The 22,941-nt window shown below is 70.9% G+C and carries 21 protein-coding genes; 5 read left to right on the top strand and 16 right to left on the bottom strand.

All coding sequences use genetic code 11. The features are described from left to right. Positions 1 to 45: 45 nt before the first annotated feature. From aroB to ACIPSJ_RS37560, 9 genes are all read right to left on the bottom strand, one after another. Positions 46 to 1,137 carry a 3-dehydroquinate synthase gene (gene aroB, locus ACIPSJ_RS37520; protein ID WP_359220392.1) on the bottom strand — a complete coding sequence of 364 codons (1,092 nt, stop codon included), beginning with the start codon at positions 1,135 to 1,137 and terminating at the stop codon, positions 46 to 48. Then, positions 1,134 to 1,637, bottom strand: a complete 504-nt coding sequence (locus ACIPSJ_RS37525) for a shikimate kinase (protein ID WP_355725896.1) — start codon at positions 1,635 to 1,637, stop codon at positions 1,134 to 1,136. The genes aroB and ACIPSJ_RS37525 overlap by 4 nt, the downstream gene beginning before the upstream one ends. 14 nt (positions 1,638 to 1,651) lie before the next feature. Further along, a complete protein-coding gene (gene aroC, locus ACIPSJ_RS37530) occupies positions 1,652 to 2,836 on the bottom strand; it encodes a chorismate synthase (RefSeq protein ID WP_359220394.1) in 1,185 nt (394 codons plus the stop codon). A gap of 202 nt (positions 2,837 to 3,038) precedes the next feature. Next, entirely contained in the window at positions 3,039 to 3,878 is an 840-nt protein-coding gene (locus tag ACIPSJ_RS37535; RefSeq protein WP_401352673.1) for a shikimate dehydrogenase, read from the bottom strand. Between the two features lie 49 nt (positions 3,879 to 3,927). Then, positions 3,928 to 5,673 (bottom strand): endolytic transglycosylase MltG, encoded by a 1,746-nt coding sequence (gene mltG / locus ACIPSJ_RS37540; RefSeq protein WP_359220398.1) that lies wholly within the window; start codon positions 5,671 to 5,673, stop codon positions 3,928 to 3,930. A 122-nt stretch (positions 5,674 to 5,795) separates the two neighbouring features. After that, a complete protein-coding gene (gene ruvX / locus ACIPSJ_RS37545) occupies positions 5,796 to 6,260 on the bottom strand; it encodes a Holliday junction resolvase RuvX (RefSeq protein ID WP_123978522.1) in 465 nt (154 codons plus the stop codon). A gap of 14 nt (positions 6,261 to 6,274) precedes the next feature. Beyond that, positions 6,275 to 8,947 carry an alanine--tRNA ligase gene (alaS, locus tag ACIPSJ_RS37550; protein WP_359220400.1) on the bottom strand — a complete coding sequence of 891 codons (2,673 nt, stop codon included), beginning with the start codon at positions 8,945 to 8,947 and terminating at the stop codon, positions 6,275 to 6,277. Beyond that, entirely contained in the window at positions 8,947 to 9,291 is a 345-nt protein-coding gene (locus ACIPSJ_RS37555; protein ID WP_359220402.1) for a hypothetical protein, read from the bottom strand. The genes alaS and ACIPSJ_RS37555 overlap by 1 nt, the downstream gene beginning before the upstream one ends. Before the next feature lie 12 nt (positions 9,292 to 9,303). Continuing rightward, positions 9,304 to 9,744 carry a DUF948 domain-containing protein gene (locus ACIPSJ_RS37560; protein WP_355725835.1) on the bottom strand — a complete coding sequence of 147 codons (441 nt, stop codon included), beginning with the start codon at positions 9,742 to 9,744 and terminating at the stop codon, positions 9,304 to 9,306. A 151-nt stretch (positions 9,745 to 9,895) separates the two neighbouring features. Between ACIPSJ_RS37560 and ACIPSJ_RS37565 the strand changes: the two genes are divergently transcribed. Continuing rightward, entirely contained in the window at positions 9,896 to 12,061 is a 2,166-nt protein-coding gene (locus ACIPSJ_RS37565; protein WP_401352676.1) for an ATP-binding protein, read from the top strand. A gap of 27 nt (positions 12,062 to 12,088) precedes the next feature. On the opposite strand, the gene rpsD is transcribed toward ACIPSJ_RS37565, so the two are convergent. From rpsD to ACIPSJ_RS37580, 3 genes are all read right to left on the bottom strand, one after another. Next, the gene (gene rpsD, locus ACIPSJ_RS37570) at positions 12,089 to 12,703 is read right to left on the bottom strand and encodes a 30S ribosomal protein S4 (protein ID WP_355725830.1); all 615 of its coding nucleotides are present in this window, start codon (positions 12,701 to 12,703) and stop codon (positions 12,089 to 12,091) included. 304 nt (positions 12,704 to 13,007) lie between these two features. Then, positions 13,008 to 14,363, bottom strand: coding sequence for a replication-associated recombination protein A (locus ACIPSJ_RS37575; RefSeq protein WP_401352679.1), 1,356 nt, complete (start codon positions 14,361 to 14,363; stop codon positions 13,008 to 13,010). A gap of 43 nt (positions 14,364 to 14,406) precedes the next feature. Beyond that, the gene (locus ACIPSJ_RS37580) at positions 14,407 to 15,063 is read right to left on the bottom strand and encodes a vitamin K epoxide reductase family protein (protein ID WP_359220411.1); all 657 of its coding nucleotides are present in this window, start codon (positions 15,061 to 15,063) and stop codon (positions 14,407 to 14,409) included. 145 nt (positions 15,064 to 15,208) lie between these two features. Here ACIPSJ_RS37580 and ACIPSJ_RS37585 point away from each other — a divergent pair, with 145 nt between their 5' ends. Both ACIPSJ_RS37585 and ACIPSJ_RS37590 read left to right on the top strand, forming a co-directional pair. Continuing rightward, positions 15,209 to 16,075 (top strand): ABC transporter ATP-binding protein, encoded by an 867-nt coding sequence (locus ACIPSJ_RS37585; RefSeq protein WP_359220414.1) that lies wholly within the window; start codon positions 15,209 to 15,211, stop codon positions 16,073 to 16,075. Next, complete coding sequence (locus ACIPSJ_RS37590) at positions 16,072 to 16,920, top strand: ABC transporter permease (RefSeq protein WP_359220416.1); 849 nt, start codon at positions 16,072 to 16,074, stop codon at positions 16,918 to 16,920. Before ACIPSJ_RS37585 ends, ACIPSJ_RS37590 begins: the two co-directional genes overlap by 4 nt. A gap of 67 nt (positions 16,921 to 16,987) precedes the next feature. Here the strand turns inward: ACIPSJ_RS37590 and hisS are convergent, their stop codons facing one another. Together hisS and ACIPSJ_RS37600 are read right to left on the bottom strand one after the other, a co-directional pair. Beyond that, positions 16,988 to 18,250 (bottom strand): histidine--tRNA ligase, encoded by a 1,263-nt coding sequence (gene hisS, locus ACIPSJ_RS37595; protein WP_401352682.1) that lies wholly within the window; start codon positions 18,248 to 18,250, stop codon positions 16,988 to 16,990. Positions 18,251 to 18,263: 13 nt separating this feature from the next. Next, entirely contained in the window at positions 18,264 to 18,977 is a 714-nt protein-coding gene (locus ACIPSJ_RS37600; protein WP_359220422.1) for an MBL fold metallo-hydrolase, read from the bottom strand. 177 nt (positions 18,978 to 19,154) lie between these two features. On the opposite strand from ACIPSJ_RS37600, the gene ACIPSJ_RS37605 reads away from it, so the two are divergent. Together ACIPSJ_RS37605 and ACIPSJ_RS37610 are read left to right on the top strand one after the other, a co-directional pair. Continuing rightward, positions 19,155 to 19,976: a peptidylprolyl isomerase gene (locus tag ACIPSJ_RS37605; RefSeq protein WP_359220425.1), complete on the top strand. Its 822-nt coding sequence runs from the start codon at positions 19,155 to 19,157 to the stop codon at positions 19,974 to 19,976. 135 nt (positions 19,977 to 20,111) lie between these two features. Continuing rightward, complete coding sequence (locus tag ACIPSJ_RS37610; RefSeq protein WP_390972731.1) at positions 20,112 to 21,341, top strand: DUF349 domain-containing protein; 1,230 nt, start codon at positions 20,112 to 20,114, stop codon at positions 21,339 to 21,341. 71 nt (positions 21,342 to 21,412) lie between these two features. Here the strand turns inward: ACIPSJ_RS37610 and ACIPSJ_RS37615 are convergent, their stop codons facing one another. Beyond that, the gene (locus ACIPSJ_RS37615) at positions 21,413 to 22,552 is read right to left on the bottom strand and encodes a caspase family protein (RefSeq protein WP_359220430.1); all 1,140 of its coding nucleotides are present in this window, start codon (positions 22,550 to 22,552) and stop codon (positions 21,413 to 21,415) included. Next, positions 22,533 to 22,910: a hypothetical protein gene (locus tag ACIPSJ_RS37620; protein WP_359220433.1), complete on the bottom strand. Its 378-nt coding sequence runs from the start codon at positions 22,908 to 22,910 to the stop codon at positions 22,533 to 22,535. The genes ACIPSJ_RS37615 and ACIPSJ_RS37620 overlap by 20 nt, the downstream gene beginning before the upstream one ends. Positions 22,911 to 22,941 lie beyond the last annotated feature (31 nt).

A 22,941-nucleotide genomic window follows, 5' to 3' on the forward strand; every position in this document is an offset into this window, starting at 1 on the left:
GAAACGGCCGGGGGCGGTCCGAAGTGCCCGTGCCGCGAGGCGGACCTACTGGCCGACCTCGCCGTACGCGGCGAGCAGCACGGCCGGGTCGGGGCCCTCCAGGACCGTCGGCTTGGCGAGACCGTCCAGGACGATGAAGCGCAGCAGGTTGCCGCGGGACTTCTTGTCGACCTTCATCGTCTCGACGAGCTTGGGCCACTGGTCGTAGCGGTAGTGCAGCGGGAGGCCGACCGACTCCAGGACCGTGCGGTGGCGGTCCGCCGTCGCGTCGTCCAGGCGCCCGGCCAGCCGGCCCAGCTCGGCGGCGAAGTGCATGCCGACGGCGACCGCGGCACCGTGCCGCCACTTGTAGCGCTCGTTCTTCTCGATGGCGTGGCCGAGCGTGTGGCCGTAGTTGAGGATCTCGCGCAGGCCCGACTCCTTGAGGTCGGAGGAGACGACCTCCGCCTTCACCCGGATGGACCGCTCGATCAGCTCGGCCGTGTGCGGGCCCGCCGGGGTGCGCGCGGCCTCGGGGTCGGACTCGATGAGGTCCAGGATCACCGGGTCGGCGATGAAGCCGGCCTTGATGATCTCGGCGAGCCCGGAGACGTAGTCGTTGACCGGGAGCGAGTCCAGCGCGGCGAGGTCGCAGAGCACGCCCGCCGGCGGGTGGAAGGCACCGACCAGGTTCTTGCCCTCGGCCGTGTTGATGCCGGTCTTGCCGCCGACCGCCGCGTCCACCATGGCGAGGACGGTGGTCGGGACGGCGATCCAGCGGACCCCGCGCAGCCAGCTGGCGGCCACGAAACCGGCCAGGTCCGTGGTGGCGCCGCCGCCCACGCCGACGATCACGTCGGAGCGGGTGAAGCCGGACTGGCCGAGCGCCTTCCAGCAGTAGGCGGCGACCTCGGCGGTCTTGGCCTCCTCCGCGTTGGGCACCTGGATGGCGACGGCCTCGTAGCCCTGCTCGGCCAGATCGGCCCGCAGCGCGTCGCCGGTCTCGGCGAGCGCCTCGGGGTGGACGATCGCGACCCGCTGGGCCTTCTCGCCGACCAGTGCGCCCAGTTCGCCGAGGAGTTGACGGCCCACCAGGACCTCGTACGGCTCGGTGCCCGCCGTGCCGCCCACCTGGATCCGGGTGACTGCCTCGCTCATGCTTCCTTCAACTCCAGTGCGTCCAGGGCTGCTTGGGTGACCTCTTCGGGCGTACGGTCGTCGGTCGTCACGACGGCCGCGGCGACCTCCTCGTACAGGTGCCGCCGTGCCTCCATCAGCTCGCGCCACTGCTTGCGCGGGTTGAGGGCGAGCAGCGGCCGGGCCGCGTTCAGGCCGGTGCGCTTGACGGCCTCCTCGACGTCCATCGAGAGGTAGACCACCCGCTGCCCGGCGAGCAGCGCGCGGGTGTCCGCGTCGAGGATCGCGCCGCCGCCGAGCGCGAGGACACCCTCGTGCTCGGCCAGCGCGGTGTGCACCGCCCGCTTCTCGATGGCCCGGAAGGCGGGCTCGCCCTCGGCCACGAAGATGTCGGCGATGGTGCGGCCCTCGGCGGCCACGATGTCCTCGTCGGTGTCCCGGTAGCCGACGCCGAGCCGCTCGGCGAGCAGCTGCCCGACCGTGGACTTGCCCACGCCCATCGGTCCGACCAGCACCACCATCGGCGCGCCGCTGCTCACCGGATGGCCAGGTTCTCGAGGTACGACCGCACGTTGCGGCGGGTCTCGGGGACCGAGTCGCCGCCGAACTTCTCGGCGACCGCGTCCGCGAGGACGAGCGCGACCATGGCCTCGGCGACGATGCCGGCGGCCGGCACGGCGGAGACGTCGGAACGCTGGTGGTGGGCCTGGGTGGCCTCGCCCGTGCTGACGTCCACGGTCCGCAGGGCTCGCGGCACGGTCGCGATCGGCTTCATCGCGGCGCGGACGCGGAGCAGCTCGCCCGTGGAGAGTCCGCCCTCGGTGCCGCCGGCCCGGCCGGAGACCCGCCGGATGCCCTCGGGCGTGCCCACGATCTCGTCATGTGCCTTCGAGCCGGGCACCCGGGCCAGCTCGAAGCCGTCGCCGATCTCGACGCCCTTGATCGCCTGGATGCCCATCAGGGCCCCGGCGAGACGGGCGTCCAGCTTGCGGTCCCAGTGCACGTGCGAGCCGAGGCCGACCGGGACGCCGTAGGCCAGCACCTCGACCACACCGCCGAGGGTGTCGCCGTCCTTGTGGGCCTGGTCGACCTCCGCGACCATCGCCTTCGAGGCGTCGGCGTCGAGGCAGCGCAGCGGGTCGGCGTCGAGCTTCTCGACGTCGGCGGGGGTGGGGTACACGCCCTGCGGTGCCTTCACGGAGCACAGCTCGACGACGTGCGAGACGATCTCGATGCCCGCCGTCTCCTTCAGGTAGGAGCGGGCGACGGCGCCGAGCGCGACCCGCGCCGCGGTCTCGCGGGCGGAGGCGCGCTCCAGGACCGGCCGGGCCTCGTCGAAGCCGTACTTCTGCATACCGGCGAGGTCCGCGTGGCCGGGACGCGGGCGGGTCAGCGGGGCGTTGCGGGCCAGCCCGGCGAGGATCTCCGGATCCACCGGGTCGGCCGCCATCACCTGCTCCCACTTGGGCCACTCGCTGTTGCCCACCATGATCGCCACCGGGGAGCCCAGCGTCAGCCCGTGCCGGACGCCGCCCAGGAAGGTGACCTCGTCACGCTCGAACTTCATGCGCGCACCACGGCCATAGCCGAGCCGCCGCCGCGCGAGATGGTCCGCGACCATCTCCGTGGTGATCGGCACGCCGGCGGGAAGGCCCTCCAGCGTCGCGACAAGTGCGGGACCGTGGGACTCCCCCGCGGTCAGCCAACGCAGCCTGCTCAACGATGCTCCTCAGTGCTCGCGCCCTGGTACTACTGCCCTGCGTACGCGCGTCCTCGCGTACGGCGACGGCCCGACCGGGTGCGCGGCCCCGGTCCGCCGCCTCCGATCCTCCCACGTCCGGCAGCCGAACCCGGCCGCCGGTCCAACAGTCGGACGCGGATATGTCAGGTCAGCGCTCCGCGGGCGCGGCCTCCCCCGGCCCTCAGCGCTCCGCGAGCGCCTTCTCCCCGGCCCGGCGCATCACGTCCACCGGCGCCGGAGCGCGGCCGGTCATCTGCTCGACCTGGAGCACGGCCTGGTGGACCAGGAGGTCGAGGCCGCTCACCACGGCCCCGCCGAACATGGACCAGCGGGCGGCGAGGGCGGTGGGCCAGGGATGGTAGAGCACGTCGAAGAGGGTGGTGGGACGCTCGGGTACGGCGCCGGCGAGGGCATCGGTGCTGCCCGCGGGGGTGGTGGCGATCACCAGGGGGGCGCTCAGGGCCTGTTCGGCGTCGGCCCAGTCGGCGGTACGCACCTCGACGTCGAGCCGCTCGCCCCACTCCCGCATCTCGGCGGCGCGGGCCTCGCTGCGGACGTAGGCGACGACCTCGCCGGTGCAGATCCGGGCGAGCGCGGCCAGCGCGGAGGAGGCGGTGGCGCCGGCGCCCAGGATGGCGGCGGAGTCGACCTGTTCGATTCCGTGCTCGCGCAACGCGGCGACCATGCCGGGGATGTCGGTGTTGTCCCCGACGCGCCGTCCGTCCTCCGTGAAGACCACGGTGTTGACCGCGTCGACGGAGGCCGCCGTCTCGCTGATCTCGTCGACGAGCGGGATGACCGCCCGCTTCAGCGGCATGGTCAGCGACAGCCCCGCCCACTCCGGTCCCAGCTTGCCGAGGAAGCCGGGCAGCTGGGCCTCGTCGACCTCGAAGCGCTCGTACGACCAGTCGGTGAGCCCGAGTTCGGCGTACGCGGCCCGGTGCAGCACCGGGGAGAGGGAGTGGGCGATGGGCTTACCGAGCACGGCGGCCCGGCGGGCATCGGTTGCCCTAGGTGGCATCGAATCTGTCCTTGTGCAGGGGCGGGGCCGCGCCGCCGGCGCGCGCGGCTCAGCTCTTCTTCCGTGAGGCGTTCCACTCGTTCACGAGCTTCTCGTGCTCGGCGAGCGTCTTGGTGAACTCGCTGGTCTTGCCGTCCATCGAGATGAAGTAGTACCAGCCGTCGTCGGTCGGGTTGAGGGCGCCCTGCAGCGCCTCCTCGCCGGGGTTGTCGATGGGCCCGGGCGGCAGTCCCTTGACGTAGTACGTGTTGTAGGGGTTGTTGTAGCGGCGCAGTTCGGCGATCGACAGGTCGATCTTGCTCTGGTTCTTCACGTAGTTGTACGTGGAGTCGAACTCCAGCGCGCCGTAGGTCTCGGAGTTTCCGGGCTTGAGGCGGTTGTAGACCACCTCGGCCATCTTGCGGAAGTCGTCGTGGCTGGTGCCCTCGGCCTGCACCAGGCTGGCCACGGTGAGCAGCTGCCAGGGCCCGTCGAGGCCGAGGCCGGCGGCCTTCTTCTCCAGGCCGAGCGTCTGGAACTGGTCGTTGGCGCGGGCCACCATCTCGGTGAGGACGGCCTTGGGCTCCTGCCCCTTGGAGACGGCGTAGCTGGAGGGGAAGAGGAATCCTTCCAGCGGGTCCTTCAGGTTGGCGTGGTTCAGCGCCCACTTGGGCAGGCCGAGGGACTTGTAGTCCTTCTTCGCCACGGCCGCGGTGGTGCCCTTCTTCACGGCGAGCCGCTTGTCGATCATTTCGTAGATCGCGGAGTTGCGCAGACCCTCGGCGATGACCAGGTTGCTGTGGCTCTTCGGGTTGAGCATCAGCTCCACCGCACTGGCCGCGGACATCTCCTTCTGCAGCGTGTAGACGCCGTCCTGGATCGTCTTGCCGTCGGGGTTCGCCGTCTGCGCGGAGACGAAGGCGTCGACGCTCTCGACCACGCCGGCCGCCTTCAGGATGCGGCCGATGTCGTAACCGCCCGCGCCCTTGGGGATCGAGACGGTCGTGGTCTCGCCGTTGCCGCTGCCCGCGTAGTCCGGGGACGCGCCGAAACGATTTTGGTAGAAGTGCCAGCCGTAGTAGCCGACGACGCTCGCGCCGCCGCCGAAGACCAGGCAGACCACCAGGCAGGCGCAGCCGCTGCGGCGTTTCTTGGCGCCCTTGCCGCCTTTGGCGTCCTTGCCCCGGCCCTTGTCGCGGCGCCCTTTCGGGTCGTCGCCGTCCTCGCCGTCGTCGCCGTCGTCATCGGCGCCCGTGAAGAAGGGGTGCTGCTCCTCTTCCTCCTCCTCGACCGCGGGCTCCGGCTGCGGTTCCGGCTCGGGGCGCCGGCGGCCGGGCGGCTCCGGCGGCGGGTAGGCGTCCTCGGTGCCGTAGAAGTCGGGCTGCTCCCCGCCGTAGGCCACGGGCTGCTGGCCGTAGGGGTCGCCGGGGTCGGCGGCGTAGGGGACCTGGCCGTGGGTGCCGGTCGCGTCCCAGCCGCCGTGTTGGTACTGGACCTGGGCATGCCCGGCGTACTGCTGGTCGTACTGCTGCTGGTCGTAGTGCTGCTGGCCCTGTCCGTCGGCGTACCGGAGGTTGCCCTGTTCGTCGTAGTACGTGGCGTACTGCTGCTGGTCGTAGCCGCCCTGCGGGTGCTGGTCCCAGTCGCCGTACTGCTGCTGCGACTGCTGCGACTGCTGTGGGTAGTGCTGTGGCTGGCCGCCGTAGGGGGACTGCTGGCCCACGTGGGCCTGCTGTCCGCCCCATCCGTCGTCCCCGTACAACGGGTCCTCCGGATGCCACGGTTCGGAGCCTTGGCCCCGGCCATACTCAGTCATCGATCCCCTAGAGCCGCGAGGCGGTACGGTGCGCGGCTGGTGGGCCGGTTCCCGTTCCGCCTCTTGCTGTGCGGTGGCTGTTCGAAAACCATCGCATCGCGCGGAACGTTACCGTATCGCGATCAGATGACTACTTCGACGCCCTCGCCGGGTGGTTTACCTGACACCCGTTCGGATTCCAGTGCCTGCTGAAGGATGATGACCGCCGCGGCCTGGTCGATGACCGAGCGGCCCTTCTTGGCCTTCACTCCAGAAGCGCGCAGCCCCTGGCTGGCCGTTACTGTCGTCATCCGCTCGTCGACCAGCCGGACCGGTACCGGTTTGATGCCCTTGGCGAGTTCCTGGGCGAAGGCGCGGACCTTGACGGCGGCCGGCCCCTCGCCCCCCTTGAGGGAGCGAGGGAGTCCGACGACGACCTCGATCGGTTCGTACTCCTCGACCAGTTGCCGCAGCCTGCGATGGGCGGCGGGGATGTCCCGGCCGGGGACGGTCTCGACCGGGGTGGCGAGGATCCCGTCGGGGTCGCACGAGGCGACCCCGATCCGGGCATCCCCGACGTCGATCGAGAGTCGACGTCCTCTGCGCATTTCCGACCGTTTCCTTACTTCGCGGTCTCGGTCACCAGACGCTCGACGGCGTCGATGGCCTCACCGATCGCGGCCGGGTTCTGGCCGCCGCCCTGGGCGACGTCCGGCTTGCCGCCACCGCCGCCGCCGAGCGTCTTGGCGGCGGTGCGGACCAGGTCACCGGCCTTGAGACCGCGGTCGCGGGCGGCGTCGTTGGTGGCGATGACCGTGAGCGGCTTGCCGTTGTTGACCGTGAACAGGGCGACCACGGCGGCGCGTCCGCCCTGGATGCGGCCGCGCACGTCGAGGACGAGCTTGCGCAGGTCGTCCGGGGTGGTGCCGTCCGGGACCTGCCCGGTCACCACGGCGATCCCGCGGATGTCCTTGGCGGACTCGACGAGACCGGCGGCGGCCTGAAGCACCTTCTCCGCGCGGAACTTCTCGATCTCCTTCTCGGCGTCCTTCAGCTTGCCGAGCATCGCGGAGACCTTCTCCGGCAGCTCCTCCGGACGGCCCTTGATCAGCTCCTGGAGCTGGGCGACCACCGTGTGCTCACGGGCCAGGAAGTTGTAGGCGTCGACGCCGACGAGAGCCTCGATACGGCGGACACCCGAGCCGATCGACGATTCGCCGAGCAGCTTGACCAGGCCCAGCTGGGAGGTGTTGTGGACGTGGGTGCCGCCGCACAGCTCCTTGGAGAAGTCGCCGATGGTCACCACGCGGACCCGCTCGCCGTACTTCTCACCGAACTCGGCGATGGCGCCCTGCTTCTTGGCCTCGTCGATGCCCATGATCTCGGCGCGCACGTCGAGGTCGCGGGCGAGCACCTCGTTGATCTTCTGCTCGACGTCGGTCATCACGGCCGTCGGAACGGCCGACGGCGAGCCGAAGTCGAAGCGGAAGCGGCCGGGCTGGTTCTCGGAACCGGCCTGGGCGGCCGTCGGGCCGAGGGCGTCGCGCAGCGCCTGGTGGGTGAGGTGGGTGGCCGAGTGGGCGCGGGCGATGGCGGTCCGGCGGCGCTGGTCGATCGAGGCGTGGGCCTTGGCGCCGACCGTCACCTCGCCGACCTGGACGACGCCCTTGTGGACGTAGACGCCCGGGACCGGCTTCTGGGTGTCGCGGATCTCGATGACGGCACCGGTGTCGACCTTGATCCGGCCGGTGTCGCCGATCTGGCCGCCGCCCTCGGCGTAGAACGGGGTGCGGTCCAGGACGATCTCGACCTCGTCGCCCTCGGTGGCGGCCGGGGAGGAGACGCCGTCGACGAGGATGCCGACGATCGTGGTCTCGCCCTCGGTGTCGCTGTAGCCGATGAAGTCGGTCTCGCCGGTCCTGTCGGCGATCTCGCGGTAGGCGCCGGCGCCGGCGTGCCCGGTCTTCTTGGCCTGGGCATCGGCCTTGGCGCGCTCCCGCTGCTCCTTCATCAGGCGGCGGAAGCCCTCCTCGTCCACGGAAAGGCCCTGCTCGGAGGCCATTTCGAGGGTGAGGTCGATCGGGAAGCCCCAGGTGTCGTGGAGCAGGAACGCCTTGTCGCCGGCGAGGACCGTGCCGCCGGACTCCTTGGTCTCGGTGACGGCGGTGTCGAGGATGTTGGTGCCGGCCTTCAGCGTCTTGAGGAAGGCGTTCTCCTCGGCGACAGCGACCTTCTCGATGCGCTCGCGGTCGGTGACCAGCTCCGGGTACTGCTGGCCCATCATGGCGATCACGGTGTCGATCAGGTCGAGGACGACCGGACCCGTGGCACCGAGCAGGCGCATGTTGCGGATGGCGCGGCGCATGATGCGGCGCAGCACGTAGCCGCGGCCCTCGTTGCCGGGGGTGACGCCGTCACCGATGAGCATGACCGACGTACGCATGTGGTCGGTGACGACCCGCAGCGAGACGTCCGAGGCGTGGGCCTCGCCGTAGTGGACGCCGGTCAGCTCGGTGGCCTTCTTGATGACGGCCATCGAGGTGTCGATCTCGTACATGTTCTGCACGCCCTGCAGAATCATCGCGAGGCGCTCCATGCCGAGGCCTGTGTCGATGTTCTTGCTGGGCAGTTCGCCGAGGATCTCGAAGTTGTCCTTGCCGATGCCCTCGCCGCGCTCGTACTGCATGAAGACGAGGTTCCAGATCTCCACGTACCGCTCGTCGTTGACGGCGGGGCCGCCCTCGACGCCGAACTCGGGGCCGCGGTCGTAGTTGATCTCGGAACACGGGCCGCAGGGGCCGGGGACGCCCATGGACCAGTAGTTGTCCTTCATGCCGAGGCGCTGGATGCGCTCCTTCGGCACGCCGACGACGTCGTGCCAGATGCGCTCGGCCTCGTCGTCGTCCTTGTAGACGGTGATCCAGAGCTTCTCCGGCTCCAGGCCGTAACCACCCTTGTCCTGGGGGCTGGTGAGCAGCTCCCAGGCGTACTTGATGGCGCCTTCCTTGAAGTAGTCGCCGAAGGAGAAGTTGCCGCACATCTGGAAGAAGGTGCCGTGCCGGGTGGTCTTGCCGACCTCTTCGATGTCCGGGGTGCGCACGCACTTCTGCACGCTGGTGGCGCGGTCGAAGGGCGGCTTGACCTCACCCAGGAAGTAGGGCTTGAAGGGCACCATGCCGGCCGGGACGAGGAGCAGAGTCGGGTCGTCCGCGATGAGCGACGCCGAAGGGACGACGGTGTGCCCGCGCTCCTCGAAGAAGCTCAGCCAGCGGCGGCGAATCTCTGCCGACTCCATCAGTGGTCCTCATTCCGGTTGTGCGAGTACCTCGTGGTGTCGGGGTACTTCGGGTTGCTGCGGTTCTCGATGGCGGCGAACCGCCGGGGCGCGGGGAACTCGGGGTCCGCGTTGATGCCCAGCGCGTCCCCCAGCTCCTCCTCCCGCTGGGCCATGTTGTCGCGGACGTCGAGCGCGAACCCGACCGCTCGGTCCTTGATCCGGTGGCCGGTCTCCAGCGCCTTGTTGGCGGCGGTGGCGGCGAGGCTCTCCGGGGTCAGCTGCTTCAGCTTGCGGTTGACCTTGGTGGTGGCCCAGACCCCGGCGGCGACACCGGTGGTGAACCAGAACGTACGGCGGAACATATGGCCTGGCTCCTACTTTCCCCGGTTCTTCCGCCGTGCGGCCGGGACCGTCCGGCCCACGATCACGGTACGCCTGGGCTCCTTCACGGGCACGTCCGCCTTGCGGCCGGACAGCGCCCGGCGCACGCCGTAGCCGAAGGCCGCGACCTTGACCAGCGGGCCGCCGAAGGTGGTGGCGACGGTGGAGGACAGCGCGGAGGCGTTGGACGTGACCTCCTGGACGTCCGAGGCGATCGCGTCGACCCGGTCGATCTGGGTCTGCGCGGAGCGTACGGCCGCGGAGGCGTCGGCGAGCAGCGGGACGGCCTGGTCGGTCACGTCCGCCACGAGCTTGGTGGTCGCCTTGAGCGTCTGGGCCAGCCTCGCCAGTGCGACGGCGAGGAAGGAGACCAGGATCGCCCAGAAGACGGCCACCAGGATCCCGGCCACCTCTCCACCGGACACTGCGCGCACCCGCTCCCTGAAACGTGCCTCAACATCGAAAAGTCTGCACCGAGCCTATCGCGCCGGGGATGGGGCTCCGTACCGGATTACGGCGCGTGGCAGGCGGACTTCCGGGAAGCGATTGTACGGACCGAACACGGTTAAGTACGCTCCGTGTCCCATGCGAGGTCCTCAGCGCCCCGGCTCTTCGGCGGACGGCAATCTGCCCCTGGAACTCACCGCCTTCGTGGGCCGGTCGGCCGAACTCGGCGAGCTGGCCCGGGCCCTGGAGTCCGCCCGGCTGGTGACGGTGACCGGGGTCGGCGGGGTCGGCAAGTCGCGGCTCGCGGCCCGGGCGGCGGCCGGAGCGGCGCCCCGGGGCGGGGTGTGGCGGGTGGAGCTGGCGCCGGTGCGCGATCCGGAGTTCGTGGAGTACGCGGTCGTGGAGGCGCTGGGCCTGACCGACCACACCACCCGGCTGCCGCGCGAGGCGCTGCTGGAGCACTTGGCCGGCCGCCGGATCCTGCTGGTGCTGGACGGGTGCGAGCACCTGGTCGACGCGTGCGCGGAGCTGGTGGCCGAGCTGCTGCGCCGGCTGCCCGAGCTGACCGTGCTGGCGGTGGGGCGGCGGCCGCTCGGGGTGGCGGGCGAGCGGCTGTTCCCGCTGGCGCCGCTCGGCGAGGACGAGGCGGTGGAGCTGTTCGCCGAGCGTGCCGGGCGGCAGGGGCTGGACGTGGGGGACCGCGCGGACGTACGGGAGGTGTGCCGGCGCCTGGACGGGATCCCGCTGGCGATCGAGCTGGCGGCCGGGCGGCTGCGGGCGCTGTCGCCCGGGCAGCTGCTGGAGCGGCTCGACGACCGGTTCCGGCTGCTGACGGGCGGCGGGCGGGACGGGCTCGCCCGGCACCAGACGCTGCGCACGGCGATCGGCTGGAGCCATGAACTGTGCACCCCGGCCGAGCGGTTGCTGTGGTCGCGGCTGTCGGTGTTCGCGCAGACCTTCGAGCTGGAGGCCGCCGAGTACGTGTGCGGCGGGGAGGGGCTGGCGTCCGAGGACGTCCTGGACGTGCTGGCCGAGCTGCTCGCGCAGTCGGTGGTGGCGCGGGAGGAGACCCCGACGGGCGTGCGCTACCGGATGCTGGACACCGTGCGGGCATACGGCGCGGACTGGCTGGCGGCGACGGGGGACGCGGGCCGGCTGCGGCGCCGGCACCGGGACTGGTTCATGGGCCTGGCGACCTGGTGCGAGCTGGACTGGTTCTCGCCCCGGCAGGGCGAGGTGGCCGCGCGGGTCGAGGCCGAGCTGCCGAATCTGCGGGCCGCCCTGGACCACTGCCTGACCGAGCCGGACGAGGCGCATCTGGGCCAGTACCTGGCGGGCTCGCTCTGGTTCTACTGGGCGGGCTGCGGCCGGCTCTCGGAGGGCCGGCGCTGGCTGGAGCGGAGCCTGGAGCTGGACTCGGAGTATCCGCAGTCCCGGCTGAAGGCGCTGTGGGTGCTCGGCTATGTGGCGATCCTCCAGGGGGACGCGGTGCCCGCGCTGGCCGCGCTCCAGGAGTGCCGTGAGGAGGCCGAGCTGGTCGCCGACCCGACGGCGGTGGCGTACGCGGAGCACCGCACCGGCTGTCTGGCCCTGGTCACCGATGACATGCCCCGCGCGGAGACCCTGCTGCGTTCGGCTCTCGACCGCTACCAGGAGATCGGCGAGCTGAACAGCAATGTGCTGATGGGCCAGGTCGAACTGGCGATGACCCGGGCGTTCCTCGGTGATCTGCCGGACGCGGTGCGGCTGTGCGAGGACGTGCGCCGGGTGTGCGAGGACCACGGCGAGCACTGGGCCCGCTCGTACGCGCTGTACGTCCTGGCCTACGCGGCCTGGCAGGACGGCGACCACCCGGCCGCCCGCGAACTGCTGACGGACTGTCTGCGCCATGCGCACGGCTTCCGTGACCTGCTGGGTTCGGTGCTGTCGATCGAGCTGCTCGCCCTGGTGACGGTGGCGCAGGGCGATCCGGCGGAGGCGGCGGTGCTGCAGGGCGCGGCCGGGCGGCTGTGGCCGTCGGTGGGGCTGCCGCTGTTCGGCTCGGCGTACTACAACGCCCCGCACGAGCTGTGCGAGGCGACGGCCCGGCGGGCGCTGGGCGACGAGCGGTACGCGGAGTGCGTACGACAGGGCAGCAGGCTGGACCGGGAGGCGGCGGTGGCCCGGGCGCTGGGGTACTTCGGGGTCCGGCCGCTGGAGGTGCTGCCGACGCCGCGCGGGCCGGTGCGGCAGCGGCGGGAGGCCGCCGACATGCGGAAGCCCGCCGCCTCGCCCACCCGGAAGGGCGGGGAGACGGCGGGCTGACGCTGAGGTGCTACACCCGGCCGGTGATCAGCGGGCGTAGTACTCGACGACGAGCTGCTCGTCGCAGATGACCGGAACTTCCTTGCGGTTCGGCTCGCGGTCCAGGCGGAACGCCAGGGCCTTGAGGTTCACCTGCAGGTAGCGCGGGGTCTCGCCGTCGGGGGCGAAGCCGCCCTCACGGGAGATCTGGAAGAGCGTCTTGTCCTTGGAACGGTCGCGGACCTGCACGACGTCGTCCGGGCGGACCCGGAAGGACGGCTTGTCGGTCTTCTGGCCGTTGACCTGGATGTGGCCGTGGACGACCATCTGGCGGGCCTGGTAGATCGTGCGGGCGATGCCCGAACGCAGGACCAGCGCGTCGAGGCGGCGCTCGAGCTCGACGATCAGGGCCTCACCGGTCTTGCCCTGCACCTTGGAGGCACGCTCGTAGGCGCGGACCAGCTGACGCTCGGAGATGTCGTACTGCGCGCGCAGACGCTGCTTCTCCAGCAGACGGACCTTGTAGTCCGAGTTCTGCTTGCGGCCGCGGCCGTGCTCACCCGGCGGGTAGGGACGGGCCTCGAAGTACTTGACGGCCTTCGGGGTCAGCGCGATGCCGAGGGCACGCGACTTCTTGACCTTGGGGCGGGACTGGTTCGCCACTGTCTCTTTCTTCCTTCTGACTATTCGGCTTGTCAGGGTTGAGGGAGGTCGCAATCCGCAGCCGGGGAAACCCGCCGGGACCCGTTGCCGGGCCTGGTGGGCAGCCGCTCCCCTGGTCTGGGCACATACGTGCAGCACGCGAGTGGCCCACCGACCGGTCCCGTCGTGCGACGGATGGTGGTGGGCTGCCCGCGACACCGTTCGACGGTGCGCGACGCTCCTGGATCCCCCTTGCGGAGGTTCCGGCTGGTTGTCCCGCTCTGACAGCGCGGGACTCAGCGCTTCGAGGGATTCTACAGGCTGCTCAGGACCGCCTGCGACCGAGGTGGTTCCGGGTCCACTCGACGGCGTCGGCGTAGCGGGCCTCGGCGCCGTGCCGGGTCGGGGTGTAGTACTCGCGGTCCTTGATCGGGTCCGGGGCGTACTGCTGCTCGGCGATGCCCTCGGGCAGGTCGTGCGGGTAGACGTAGCCCTGTGCGTGGCCGAGCTTGGCGGCGCCCTTGTAGTGGCCGTCACGCAGGTGCGGGGGCACCTGGCCGGCCAGGCCCTTGCGGACGTCCTCCAGGGCGGCGCCGATCGCCATGGTCGCGGAGTTGGACTTGGGGGCCAGCGCGAGGGCGATGGTGACGTGGCTGAGGGTGAGGGCGGCCTCGGGGAAGCCGATCATGGCGACGGCCTGGGCGGCGGCCACGGCCATGGGCAGGGCGTTCGGGTCGGCGAGGCCGATGTCCTCGCTCGCCGAGATCATCAGGCGGCGGGCGATGAAGCGGGGGTCCTCGCCGGCCTCGATCATCCGGGCCAGGTAGTGCAGGGCCGCGTCCACGTCGGAGCCCCTGATGGACTTGATGAGGGCGCTGGCGACGTCGTAGTGCTGGTCGCCGTCGCGGTCGTACTTCACCGCGGCGCGGTCGACGACCTCTTCCAGGGTCCGCAGCCCGATCTCCTGCTCGCCCTTGTCGAGGGCTGCCCCGGCGGCGGCCTCCAGGGCGGTCAGGGCGCGGCGGGCGTCGCCGCCGGCGATCCGCAGCAGGTGTTCCTCGGTGTCCTCGGGGAGGGTGACGGCCGCCTTGAGACCGCGTTCGTCGGTGAGGGCCCGGCGCAGCAGGCCGCGCACGTCGTCGTCGGTGAGGGGTTCGAGGGTGAGCAGCAGCGAGCGGGAGAGCAGCGGGGAGATCACCGAGAAGTACGGGTTCTCGGTGGTGGCGGCGATCAGGGTGACCCAGCGGTTCTCGACGGCCGGGAGCAGGGAGTCCTGCTGGGCCTTGCTGAAGCGGTGGATCTCGTCGAGGAAGAGGACGGTCTCCTTGCCGTATCCCCCGGTGGCGCGGCGGGCGCCGTCGATGACCGCGCGGACCTCCTTGACCCCGGCGGTGATCGCGGAGAGTTCCACGAACCGCTTGTTGGTGGCCTTGGAGACGACGTACGCCAGGGTCGTCTTGCCGGTGCCGGGCGGCCCCCAGAGGATGACGGACGAGGGGCCGGCGGGACCGCCGCCGCCCTCGCCGACCAGTCTGCGCAGCGGGGATCCCGGCTTCAGCAGGTGCTGCTGGCCCACCACCTCGTCGAGGGTGCGCGGGCGCATCCGCACCGCCAGGGGACTGCCGGTCGGGTCCTTCTCCTGGCGTTCTTCGGCGGCTGCGGTGAACAGGTCGGGTTCCACGCTGAAACCCTAAATCACCGCACTGACAACGCGGCGCGCGCTGTCAGCTGGTCCAGAAGTCCCACCAGCGGGTCAGGATCAGCATGCCGATGATGCCGATGTGCAGGACCGGCAGCACCCAGGTGAACTCGCCGAAGAAGGACTTCAGCCAGTTCGGGGCCGGCAGGAAGCTCTTGCGGATGTTGAAGGAGGTCACATACCAGAACATGGTGATCGTGGCGACCCAGGCCAGCGAGCACCACAGGCACAGCGCGTTGATCCGGTACAGGGACTGGAACTGCAGCCAGGTGCAGAACCCGACGCCGAAGAGCGTGCCGAAGTTGAAGGTCAGCCAGTACCAGCGCGGGAAGCGGGCGCGGGCCAGCAGGCTCATGCCGACGCAGATGACGATGCCGTAGCAGACCAGTCCGAGCATCGGGTTCGGGAAGCCGAAGGCGGCGGCCTGCTTGGACTCCATGACGCTGCCGCAGGAGACGACCGGGTTGAGGCTGCACCCGGGGGTGAACGTCTTGCCCTCGACCTTGGCTTCCAGCAGCTTGAACTTGTCGATCGTGATGACCCAGGCGGCCAGCAGGCCGGCGGCACCCGTGATGATCAGCAGCAGCGCGAAGGCGAGACTGCCGCCCTCCGTGCGCGGTGCCGCGGGGGCGTGCTCGGGCTCGGGCTCGGTGGAGACGTCCTTGACTGTCGTCTTGCTCATCACGCCGATTCCGTCTGTTTGAGAGTTGGAACTTCTTCGGGCAGGGGCCATTGTGCCGCACGGGGCGCCCTGTCCACCGTTCGGTGCGCATAAGGAAGTACGCAAGGAGGTCCCGGAACGCTCGGTTCTGGCCGACCCTCGTGGGATGACAGCACACGCGAACGAATTCGCGGTGGACGTCCGGGGGCTGCGCAAGCGGTACGGCGACGTGACCGCGGTGGACGGCATCGATCTGGGCATCCGGCGGGGCGAGGTGTTCGGCCTGCTCGGGCCCAACGGGGCGGGCAAGAGCACGACGGTGGAGATCCTCCAGGGCAACCGGACCCGGGACGCGGGCGAGGTCTCGGTCCTGGGCGCGGACCCGGCGGCGGGCACGCGCGCGTGGAGGTCCCGTGTGGGCATCGTCTGGCAGGACGAATCGGCGCCCGCCGAGTTGACGGTCCGCGAGACGGTACGGCATTTCGCGCACTACTACCCCAGGCCGCGCGACCCGGAGGAGGTGATCGGGCTGGTCGGTCTGGAGGCCAAGGCGGACAGCCGGATCAAGGCCCTCTCGGGCGGCCAGCGCCGCCGCCTGGACGTGGCGCTGGGGGTGATCGGCGGACCCGAGCTGCTGCTCCTGGACGAGCCGACGACCGGTTTCGACCCGGCGGCCAGGCGCCGGTTCTGGGAGCTGATCCGCCTCCTCGCGGACGAGGGCACGACGATCCTGCTCACCACCCACTACCTGGAGGAGGCGGAGGCCCTCGCCGACCGGCTGGCGATCGTCGCCCGGGGCCGGGTGGTCGCCGAGGGCGAGCCGCAGGAGCTCCGGGACCGCTTCGGCACCGGCGCCACCGTCGAGTGGACCGACCCCGACGGCACCACGCGGGCGGAGCACACAGAGACCCCGACCAGGACGGTCGGTGAACTCATGCGGCGCTTCGACGGCGAGATCCCGGGGCTGCGGGTGAGCCGCCCCACCCTGGAGGACGTCTACCTCAGGCTGACCGGACAGGAGGCCGCGCGATGACCGCGACGACCACCGCACCCGCCCGGACCCGCGACGGCGACGCCCGCCTGCCGGGCGCCTGGCCGCTCGGGCTGCGCCGGGGCGCCCTGGAGATCCGGCAGTTCTTCCGCCAGCGCGACCAGGTCGTCTTCACCTTCGCCTTCCCGGTCGTCTTCCTCTTCCTCTTCGCGTCGATCTTCCACGACGACGTCGAGGGCAGCGGGGTCACGGCGTCCCAGCTGTACGTGCCGGCCATGATGGCCTCCGGGATCATGTCGACGAGCTTCCAGTCGCTGGGCATCTCCATCGCGGTGGAACGGGACGAGAAGGTCCTGCGCCGGCTGCGCGGGACGCCGATGCCGCCGTCCGCCTACTTCCTGGGCAAGATCTGGCTGGTGCTCTTCACGGGCGTCCTGGAGACGGCGATCCTGCTCGCCGTCGGCACCACGTTCTACGACGTCTCGCTCCCGTCGGACGCGGGGCGCTGGCTGGACTTCGCCTGGATCTTCGTGCTGGGGCTGACCGGATGCGCGCTGCTCGGCATCGCGATCAGCTCGGTGCCGAAGTCGGCCCGGAGCGCCAGCTCGGTGGTCGTACTGCCGTTCCTGGTCCTGCAGTTCATCTCCGGGGTCTACATCTCGGTCGACACCATCCCCGGCTGGATGCTCGACATCGGCGCGCTGTTCCCGCTGAAGTGGCTGTGCCAGGGCCTGCGCGGGGTGTTCCTGCCCGACTCGGCGAAGGCTCTGGAGCAGGCGGGCGACTGGGAGTTCGGGCGGATCGCGCTGGTGCTGGCCGCCTGGTGCGTCGGCGGACTGGTGCTGTGTCTGCTGACCTTCCGGTGGAAGAGCCGGCGCGACGGCTGACCGGGGGCGGCGGGTAGCGAGAGGGGCGGCGGGGATGTGGGAACACCCCCGCCGCCCCGGCGGGCCGTCAGCCCAGCCTGGACTCCAGTTCCGCCACGATCTCGTTCACGCCCACCGCCGTCTGCTCGCCGGACTCCATGTCCTTCAGCTGGACGACGCCCTCGGCGAGGTCGCGCTCGCCGGCCACGATGGTGTAGCGGGCCCCGCTGCGGTTGGCGTTCTTCATGGCGCCCTTGAGGCCCTTGGCGCCGTAGGAGAAGTCCGCCGCGACGCCGACCCGGCGCAGTTCGGTGACCTTGGCGAAGAGGACCCGGCGGGCCTCCTCGCCCAGCGGTACCGCGAAGACGCTGGTGGCGGAGGGGAGGTCCAGTTCGATACCCTCGGCCTCCAGGGCGAGGACCGTGCGGTCCACGCCGAGGGCCCAGCCGACGGACGGCAGCGCGGGGCCGCCGATCATCTCGGACAGTCCGTCGTAGCGGCCGCCGCCGCCCACCGCGGACTGGGAGCCCAGACCGTCGTGGACGAACTCGAAGGTCGTACGCGTGTAGTAGTCCAGGCCGCGGACCAGCTTCGGGTCGTCCTCGAAGGAGACGCCCGCCGCCGTGATCAGTTCGCGGACCTCCTCGTGGTACGCCTTGCAGGCGTCGCAGAGGTAGTCCCGCAGCAGGGGTGCGTCGCCCAGCTGCTTCTGGACCGATTCACGCTTGTCGTCCAGGACGCGCAGCGGGTTGATCTCGGCCCGGCGCAGGGTGTCCTCGTCCAGGTCCAGGCCGCGCAGGAAGTCCTGCAGGGCCGCGCGGTAGACCGGGCGGCACTCCTTGTCGCCCAGGCTGTTCAGCAGGATGCGGAAGTCGCGCAGACCCAGCGAGCGGTACGCCTGGTCGGCGAGGATGATCAGCTCGGCGTCGAGCGCCGGGTCCTCGGCGCCGATCGCCTCGGCACCGACCTGCGAGAAGTGGCGGTAACGGCCCTTCTGCGGACGCTCGTAGCGGTAGTACGAGCCGGAGTACCAGAGCTTGACGGGGAGGTTGCCGGTCTTGTGGAGGTTCGCCTCCAGGGCGGCGCGCAGCACGGAGGCCGTGCCTTCGGGACGCAGGGCCAGCTTGTCGCCGCCCTTGGTCTCGAACGCGTACATCTCCTTGGTGACGATGTCGGTGGACTCGCCGACACCGCGCGCGAAGAGCTCGACGTTCTCGAAGCCCGGGGTCTCGATGTAGCCGTAGCCGGAGTTGCGCAGCGGAGCGGCGATCGCCTCACGGACGGCCAGGTACGTGGCGCTGTCCGGCGGGATCAGGTCGTACGTGCCCTTGGGGGCCTGAAAGGTGCTCACGGAAGGTCTCTCGTCACATTCCTCGTCGGGGAGCGGCATCGGCGTTCGCTCCCGGGCCGGCGGCCAGCTCCCGTAGGTACGGATTGGCGGCGCGCTCCTGGCCGATGGTCGTCTGGGGGCCGTGGCCGGACAGCACCACGGTGGAGTCGTCGAGCGGCAGGCACACGCGGGCCAGCGAGGCGAGCATGTCGTCCATGGAGCCGCCCGGCAGGTCCGTGCGTCCGATGGAGCCGGCGAAGAGCAGGTCACCGGAGAAGAACACCGAGGGGATCTCGGGCGTCTCCGGCATCCGGAACGTCACCGACCCCCTGGTATGGCCCGGCGCGTGCGCGACGGAGAACTCGAGACCGGCCAGCGCGAGCCGCGCGCCGTCGGTCAGTTCCTTCACGTCGTCCGGCTCCCCCACGGTCAGCTCGCCCATCAGCTGCGTGCCGATGGACCGGCCGAGCGCCTTCTCGGGGTCGCTCATCATGTACCGGTCCTCGGGGTGGATCCAGGCCGGTACGTCGTGCGCTCCGCAGACGGGGACGACCGAGGCCACGTGGTCGAGGTGGCCATGGGTGAGGACGACGGCGACGGGCTTGAGCCGATGCTTCTTCAGCGCTTCCTCGACGCCTTCGGCGGCCTCGTGGCCGGGGTCGATGATCACGCACTCCTCACCGGCGGCGGGGGCGACGAGATAACAGTTCGTCCCCCAGGCCCCGGCGGGGAACCCGGCAATGAGCACGATCGTCCTTCGTTGTGTCGGTTCGGGTGGCTACAAGCTGTGGTCCAGAGCCTACCGGCGCTGCCGTTTCCTCAGCGAACCCATATACGGTACGGGGCACACGCAGCGGTCGGCTCACACAGCGCTCAGGACGCACGCGTACCGGTCGACACACGACACGCATGAGGAGAGAACCCGGTGGTCAGCCAGGAGCAGCGGCGGCGTCAGCTCGCCCGGGAGAAGTTCTTGCGGCAGCAGCAGCGGCGCACCAGCGCACGGCGCAAGTCACGCATGCGCAACTCCGTGATCGCGTCCGTGCTCGGCGTGATCGTGATCGGCAGTGTCGCGCTGTACACGACCAATGTGTTCAAGAACGACGACAAGGCGAACGCGAGCTCGGAGACGACGCCCAGCGCCTCGCCCAGTGCCAGCAAGGCGCCGGACCCGTGCGAGAAGGCCGCGGCCGGCAAGGTGAAGAAGCTGAGCTGGAAGAAGGAGCCGGCGATGTCGATCGACACGTCGGCCGACTACACGATGACGCTGGCGACGACCTGCGGCGACATCGGCATCGCGCTGAAGACGGCGGCGGCCCCGCACACGGCCAACTCGTTCGACTTCCTCGCGTCGAAGGGCTACTTCGACCACACGAAGTGCCACCGGCTCACCACCAACGGCATCTACGTGCTGCAGTGCGGTGACCCGACGGGCACCGGCAGCGGCGGTCCGGGGTACACGATCCCCGACGAGAACCTCAAGGACAAAAGCCTGAAGGGCGGTGTCTACCCGGCGGGCACGGTCGCGATGGCCAACACGGGTCAGAAGCACACCGGCGGCAGCCAGTTCTTCCTGGTCTACCAGGACAGCCAGTTGCCGGCCAGCTACACCCCGTTCGGCACGGTCGACGCGGCCGGACTGAAGGTCCTGAAGAAAATCGCCGCCGCGGGTGAGAACACCGGAGCGGGTGACGGAGCACCGAACGCGACGGTCGTGATCAACAAGGCCACGGTCACCAAATCCTGACCACCAACTGCGAAATTTCGGTCGCGCGGGATGCGGACAGGCAACCCGCTGGTCGCCTATGTTGGCCGTGACGAAACTGTGGACGATGCCCGGGGGTACAGAGGCCCCTTGCAGGCATCATGTGGAGGAGGCGCTGTGAGCAGCGACCCGTGGGGCCGCGTCGACGAGACGGGGACCGTGTACGTGCGTACGGCCGACGGCGAGCAGGTCGTCGGTTCCTGGCAGGCGGGCTCCCCTGAGGAGGCGTTGGCCTACTTCGAGCGCAAGTACGAGGGCCTGGTTGTCGAGATCGGCCTCCTCGAGAAGCGAGTACAGACCACCGACCTGTCCGCGAAGGACGCCCAGGTCGCCATCGACCACCTGCGCGAGCAGGTGGAGGCGCACCACGCGGTCGGTGATCTGGAGGCGCTGCGCACCCGGCTCGGCGAGCTGGTGAAGACCGTGGACTCGCGCCGCGAGGAGCGCAAGGCACAGCGTGCCAAGCAGTCCGACGAGGCCCGCAAGGCCAAGGAGGACCTGGTCGTCGAGGCGGAGCAGCTGGCCCAGTCCGACCAGTGGCGGGCCGCCGGTGAGCGGCTGCGCTCCCTGGTGGACACCTGGAAGGGTCTGCCGCGGCTGGACCGCAAGTCGGACGACGAGCTGTGGCACCGCTTCTCGCACGCACGGTCGGCGTTCTCCAAGCGCCGCAAGGCGCACTTCGCGCAGCTCGACGCGCAGCGCGAGGACGCCCGCAAGGCCAAGGAGAAGCTGGTCGCCGAGGCCGAGTCGCTGTCGGACTCGACGGACTGGGGTCCGACGGCCGCGCGCTACCGCGAGCTGATGACGGAGTGGAAGGCCGCCGGCCGCGCCCAGCGCGAGCACGAGGACGACTTGTGGAACCGCTTCCGCGGCGCCCAGGACGTGTTCTTCGCGGCGCGCGGTTCCGCGTTCGCCGAGCGGGACGCGGAGCAGACGGAGAACCTGAAGCTGAAGGAGGAGCTGGCCGCCGAGGCCGAGAAGCTCCTGCCGATCACCGACCTGAAGTCCGCGCGGTCCGCCTTCCGCTCGATCAACGAGCGCTGGGAGGCCATCGGCCACGTGCCGCGCGACGCGCGTCCGAAGGTCGAGGGCCGGATGCACACGGTCGACCGGGCCATCCAGGAGGCCGAGGAGGCCGAGTGGCGCCGGACCAACCCGGAGGCACGCGCGCGTGCCGCGGGTCTGACCGGCCAGCTGCAGGCCGCCGTGGACAAGCTGCGGGCGCAGATCGAGCAGGCCCGCGCCCAGGGCAACGCGTCCAAGGCGGAGAAGCTGGAGCGCGAGCTGGAGGGCCGCCAGGCGCTCCTGGACCAGGCTCTCAAGGGCCTGCAGGAGTTCGGCGGCTGACGTCCCGCGCCCCGTCGTGGTCCCCGCGCGGCCCCGTCACCCTCTCCGGGTGGCGGGGTCGTGTGCTGCCGTCAGCGGGACCGCATGCCCCGTTCCAGGGTGTCCAGGGCGTGCCGGAGCACTTCGCAGGCCTGGCTGTGGTTGCCGGCGGACTGGAGCAGTTCGGCGAGGCGCCGGCACACCGTGACCGCCTCGGGGCCGAACCGCTTGTGCGTCAGCTGGAAGGCGCTCTCCAGCACCTCGATGGCCTGCCGGTCCTGGCCCGACTCGGTGAGCAGTTCGGCCAGTTCCAGATGGACGATGACGCTGTCGCCGTCGGCGTCCGGGGTGCCGCTCTGCAGGATCATCCGCAGCACCGGCAGGGCGTCGCGGGTGCGGCCCACGGATCTGAGCAGCCGGGCCAGCTGGAGCCCCGAGGAGATCATCGCCGCCTCGACCTCGGCGTCGATCACCGGCCCGGCCGGGGCGCGTCGCGAGGCGCGGGCCCGGTTGCGCACCAGCGGCAGGCGGCCCACGTCGTTCTCCTGGCTGCGCTGCGGCCGGGGCCTGTTGCGGGCGCCGAGCCGGTGGTCCACGGCCCGGTAGACGGTCTCCAGGTCCAGGGTCTCGGGAGCGTCGGGCACGCCCTGCCGCAGGACGTGCAGCAGCTCGCCGGTGAACGCGGTGTGCCGCTCCCCCTCGGGGGCGAGCGCCACATGGTCCTTGGGGGACGCGGTGAGCACGTAGGCGCCCTGGATGCCGGCCTGGGCGGCCAGCGCGCTGGGAGCGGCGAGCGTGCGCGCGGCGCGCCCGCTGAAGCAGCAGTCCAGGACGACGATCTTGCGGCGGGCCGGGGACGACAGGATGGCGCTGCGCAGATGCCGGTACTCGACCGCGGTGTATCCGGCGCCCTCCCGTGATCCGGTCAGGGCGAGATACAGGTCGGCGGACTCCGAGTCCCTCAGGCCGTGCCCGCAGTAGTAGACGATCAGGGTGTCGACGGCCCGTTCCCCCGCGCTGTACACGGGGTCGAGCAGCGCGGTGGCGTTCGCCGGCTCGCGCACGGTCAGGGTGTGCGCCTCGGGCAGCCCCCACACCGTCGGGTCCTGAAGGACGGTCCCGAGTTCCGCGAGGTTGCTCTCCACGGCCGGCAGCTGGGCCAGGTGGGCGTAGCGGGAGGTCCCGATCAGGACGGCGGCGGAGGCCGAGGGGTCAGGCAGTCCCGCCGTCACCGGTCCGCTCCTCGCTCTCCAGCAGTGCGACGACCTTGCGCAGGGTGTCCTCGTCGCTCCCGTCCACCTCGACCTCCAGACCACCCCGGCGCAGGGTGACCCGGGGCGAGCCCCGGCGCTGGGTGCGCCACTGGTCGACGGCGAAGGAGAGCTGGGCCGCGGACAGTCCGCCGCTCACCGCCAGCGAGATCAGGTCGATCAGGGTGCCCTGGTGGTCCGGGCGGGCGGGTGCGGAGCCGGCCAGCCTGCCGTGCACGGCGCGGCCGACCTCCTCGTCGGCCGTCAGCCAGCGCAGCAGCGAGCGCAATTCCGTCTCCGGGTCCGCCACGTCGTGCACCCGGACCTCGATCGCGGTCACGGTTCCCCCTTCCGCCGGTCCGGTACCGGCT

It is taken from the genome of Streptomyces sp. NPDC090088 (genome assembly GCF_044747345.1).
Classification (GTDB): Bacteria; Actinomycetota; Actinomycetes; order Streptomycetales; family Streptomycetaceae; genus Streptomyces.